The 4,452-nt window shown below is 28.6% G+C and carries 5 protein-coding genes; all 5 read right to left on the minus strand.

What is annotated here, in order from left to right; genetic code table 11:
* Positions 1 to 124 precede the first annotated feature (124 nt).
* Positions 125 to 1,303, minus strand: a complete 1,179-nt coding sequence (locus Q0370_RS08665) for a glycosyltransferase (RefSeq protein ID WP_299574689.1) — start codon at positions 1,301 to 1,303, stop codon at positions 125 to 127.
* The gene (locus tag Q0370_RS08670; RefSeq protein WP_299574692.1) at positions 1,300 to 2,073 is read right to left on the minus strand and encodes an SDR family oxidoreductase; all 774 of its coding nucleotides are present in this window, start codon (positions 2,071 to 2,073) and stop codon (positions 1,300 to 1,302) included. Before Q0370_RS08670 ends, Q0370_RS08665 begins: the two co-directional genes overlap by 4 nt.
* Positions 2,074 to 2,158: 85 nt before the next feature.
* A complete protein-coding gene (locus Q0370_RS08675; protein ID WP_299574695.1) occupies positions 2,159 to 3,001 on the minus strand; it encodes a metallophosphoesterase in 843 nt (280 codons plus the stop codon).
* Positions 3,002 to 3,069: 68 nt separating this feature from the next.
* Positions 3,070 to 3,450: a RidA family protein gene (locus tag Q0370_RS08680; RefSeq protein ID WP_299574698.1), complete on the minus strand. Its 381-nt coding sequence runs from the start codon at positions 3,448 to 3,450 to the stop codon at positions 3,070 to 3,072.
* Positions 3,451 to 3,541: 91 nt separating this feature from the next.
* Positions 3,542 to 4,452 (minus strand): DUF4272 domain-containing protein (locus Q0370_RS08685; RefSeq protein WP_299574701.1); only part of this gene is annotated, 911 nt, incomplete at its 5' end.

Raw genomic sequence — 4,452 nt, forward strand, 5'->3', positions numbered from 1 at the left:
GATGGCATTGAATCTATAAATTACCTTGGGCAGTATGGCCACACTGCCCAAGGTAATTTATAGATTCAATGCCATCCCCATCAAGCTACCAATGACTTTCTTCACAGAATTGGAAAAAACTTCTTTAAATTTCATAATGTATCTTCCCATCTTTAACTCTAATTTTTTTATTTCTCCATATAATCACAGGCGGTGTTAAAAGAGTATAGACAAGTATAAAAGGCAATAAAAATTCACTTGCTAACTCATACGGCAATTCATCAGCCTTATGAAAAAAATTACCTTTCTTTTGTATTTCTGGCTGATAAATAAATAATCTCACTATATGGAACAATCCAACCTTTCCTACAAATAGCACTATTATCATGATAAAATGATTTATTCCAAAATAAAAACTTAAAAATAATAGAATAGCTGGTAAGAATACAGGCAATAATATTATAAATAAAAATTTAATGGAAAATGCATTTTTCATATAAACATTGCTAAATAAAAGCCATCTTTTCATAAGAAGAATATATTTTCTAAAATTTGGAACAGTATTTCTCACATTGCAAAAAATAGTACTTTGTATAATTTTTACATTTTTGGAAAGTAAATAAGTTGCAAGTGCCAAATCATCACATAGCCAATATTTTATCTCTTCAAAAGCAGAATATTTTTTTAAAATATCAGTCCTTAAAATATAAAACATTCCATTTATAGTCTTATTTTCCTTTAAAAAAGACATAGAAAAGTATGAAAAAATAGAATTAGAATTTATAAAAGCCGAGATTAATTTTGAATAGAAGCCTTTAATATTATAATTATAAGGAATCCCAGTTACTATCCATTCAGCCTTATCTTTTTCATAAATACTTAATTCATCCAGTTTTTTTCTGTCAATAACTGCATCATCATCTAAAATTACCGTATATTCTGTTTTTATTTTCTTTATAGCTTGCGATAATTTAAATACTTTGGGATTTACTTCTTGCGGAACATCGTCTAAGTAATAGACTTCAACTCTGCTAGAATAATTTTTATTTTTTAAAATATTTTCAACTGTCTGTCTTGCTAAACAGTCATTTTTATCGACAAGCCAAATAAATTTCATGTCATCAGTATTTTTTAAATTAGCAGATAAATCATCTTCCAATCTTATATCTCCAGACAAAATAGGTTGAACTACTGTGTATTTGCTCTCATCTATCTTATTTTTTTCTAGACTATTTATTCTTTTAAAGTAAACAAAAGAAAATATTAATTTTAAAATGAGCAAGATTACTGCCAATATCAATAAAAAATTAAACAATACTGTCATTTAATCACCTTTTTCAAGACTAATCCTGCTAACCTTAGCTGTAACGAAATTGGCAATAAATTTATTAAAAATATGGACACTCTATTCCTAAAGCCAATAATGGAAAATTTTCTTCCTTTTTCCATCGCTTTTATAATTTTTTTCGCCGTTTCTTCCGAACTCATCATAAATTTTTGAGAACTTCCAAATTTTTCCTGTGTATTCTTATCAAAAAAATTACTTGCCGTTGGACCGGGGCAAACTGATAAAACTCTCACATCTTTGTTTTTATGCGCCAATTCTTCATCTAACGCCAAAGAATAATGTAATAATGCAGATTTTGCCGAACTATAAACTGCCATATACGGATGCTGATATAAAGCACCTGTTGAACATACATTTAAAATTATTCCTTTCCCTTTTTGCAAAAATTTTTCTGAAAATTTTTTAGTTAAAATTAACGGAGAAACAAAATTCACATTCACAGTATCCAAATCTTCTTTATCACTCAATTTCAAAAAATCTGTAATTTTTCCAAAACCAGCACAATTAATAACCAAATCAACATCACAATTTTCAACAATATTTCTTAAATTATCTATATCTGCTAAATCATATTCTATACAAATACATTCAATTAAGGGATTTTTTTCTTCCAGTTCTTTTTTCAATAAATTCAGTTTATCAGAAGATCTTGCCAGCAAATACATTTTTTTACTTTTAATTGCTAATTTTTTTGCCAATTCTTTACCAATTCCTGAACTTGCTCCTGTTATTAAAATTTTTTCCATTATTTATTCATCCTATTCATAATCAAATAATCTGGCTGCCAACAAACTATTATAGTACTTTATTTATTTGATTTTACGTATATATTTAAATTTTTTTCAATTTTAGCACTACAATTTCAGGCTGTGCAAAAAATCTTATAAACATTTCAAAAGCTCCGCCGCCAACACCTGAAGTAGTATAAATTTTATGTCCATCATATTCCTTCAAGCCATACCCATATTTCCACGGATGCTTAATTTCTGCCCATAAAATTAATCCAAACAATGTTATCTGTCCACCGTGAGTATGCCCTGCCAAAGTCATGTCTGATCTTTCCTTCTGTTCATTTGTCATTTCTTCAAAATAATCAGGATTATGTGTGATGAAGATATTAAAATCATCTTTTTTTATGCCATTAAGCGCCTTCTGTGCATCAGGTTTCCCTTTTAGTAAATCGTCAACTGCTGAAATGTAAATACTCTGTTTATTTACTGTTATTTTGTCATTTTCATTTACCAGCACTTTGTACCCAAGGCTTTTCAGTCCAGCCATATTTTTTTCCACAGAATTATAATCATGATTTCCCAAAACTGCATAAATTCCATATTTAGGCTTTTCCAACTTTTCCATTCCTTTGTAAAATCGTGGAATTTTACCAGTCCAGTTAGTATAGTCACCACCCAGAATTATAATATCCTTTTCCTGCTTGTTTATCAAATCAATAATCCTGTCAAGCTGCTTCTGATTAAATCTCGCATAAGTATCTAGCTGAAAATCTGCCGCAAAGACAATCTTCTTTCGATCAAATTCTTGTGGAATATCTTTTGAAGCAATTTCTATCGTTCTGACCTTGAGCTGTGTATATTCATAATGTGCATAAATTAGGCAGATTATAAAAAATATTGCTAAAATTCCTAAAACTGAAAATACTGTTTTTTTAGTTATCATAAAATTTTCCTTTTCAATTGTTTTATTTTCTCTCTAATTTTGAGATTTATAACTTTTCTATTTATTTCTTAATCAGCAACTGCACTTACTTCTATTTCTATCATCAATTCCTTATCAATTAATGAAGACACCTCTACCATTGTTGCAACTGGTTTAATGTTCCTAAAAAATTCTCCATGTGCTTTTCCATATTCTTCCCATTTTGAAATATCTGTAACAAACATTCTTGTTCTAATAACATTTTTTAACCCCAATCCTTCCTTTTCAAGAACCTTTTTTATATTTTCAAGAATATATTTTGTCTGTTCATAGGCATTTCCTGCTGCATAAGGCTTTCCATCCTTAACGGCTGTTGTTCCTGCTATTTCAAAAATATTTCCTATCCTTACTGCTCTCGAATATCCTACAATGTCCTCCCACGGAGAATTTCCACTTATATTTTTTCTCATCAATTTAACTCCTTTCAAATTCTCATACTTCTCTTATTTTTCAATAATAACATTCATATTCTAGTGTTTCAAAAAGTTTATAATAAAATTTCTAAGTATGCATCTCCGCTTCAATATCCTCAATACTTTTTTCAGGCTGTACAAGCCATTCTAATGCTAATCTTCTAAAATGAATAATACTTTCATCATAAGGGAATTTCTTGTTATTATGATTTTCAGGACGTATTCTCAGTTCCACTGCACTCCAGTTAAGCCTGTACAAATAATCAAGCATATCCATTATTTCATCTTTTGAACGTAATTCTGCTTTATTCATCAACGTTTCTAAATCATTTTCCATAAAATATTCTATTGTTTTTCTGAAATCACAAATTGTATTCAAATCTGTCAATTCTTTCAAAGATAATGACCATAATAATACAGGTGGACATTCATAACGCCAGTTAAAGTTTGTCTGCACTATTTCATCATCTGTATATTTTTCTAAATATTTTCTTTCTTCATCTGTTAAAATTTCTTTAATTCCATATTTTTGATTAAACATTTCTAAGACTTGATTTATATTTTCTTGTGCATTTTCTCCAAATTCATTATACAATTCTGAAACAACACCTGTCATTTGCATTGCAGCCGCCCTTTTTATAATTGCTTCCTTATTTGGAATAACAGCTTTGCTCTCAGAAATGCTTACAGGCATATCTGGATGAAACGGTAATCCTTCCAATTTGATTTTTTCAATATTTCTAGCCATTCTTTCCTTATCTTTTTCAGTCATTTCAAAATTATCAATTAAACTTGCTGGTATTTTTATATCTAAAATCTCTTTACTATTTTCCGCTTCTTTAGAGTTTGAAGATATAAATAAAGTGTTACCATCTCTTCCGAATCTTTTAATTATATAATCTGTTGAAGAACCTACTGATGCTAAATATCCTCCAATTATTGATAATATAAAACATATAATAGAAATTATTATCATATTATTATCTAAAATTATATATC

The organism is uncultured Leptotrichia sp. (genome assembly GCF_938036635.1).
Taxonomy (GTDB): domain Bacteria; phylum Fusobacteriota; class Fusobacteriia; order Fusobacteriales; family Leptotrichiaceae; genus Leptotrichia; species Leptotrichia hongkongensis.

What these genes read in the sequence shown, in the direction of transcription:
- Q0370_RS08675 (WP_299574695.1), bottom strand. Translation starts at nt 3,001, where the DNA reads ATGATAACTAAAAAAACAGTATTTTCAGTTTTAGGAATTTTAGCAATA.
- Q0370_RS08680 (WP_299574698.1), bottom strand. Translation starts at nt 3,450, where the DNA reads ATGAGAAAAAATATAAGTGGAAATTCTCCGTGGGAGGACATTGTAGGA.
- Q0370_RS08665 (WP_299574689.1), bottom strand. Translation starts at nt 1,303, where the DNA reads ATGACAGTATTGTTTAATTTTTTATTGATATTGGCAGTAATCTTGCTC.
- Q0370_RS08670 (WP_299574692.1), bottom strand. Translation starts at nt 2,073, where the DNA reads ATGGAAAAAATTTTAATAACAGGAGCAAGTTCAGGAATTGGTAAAGAA.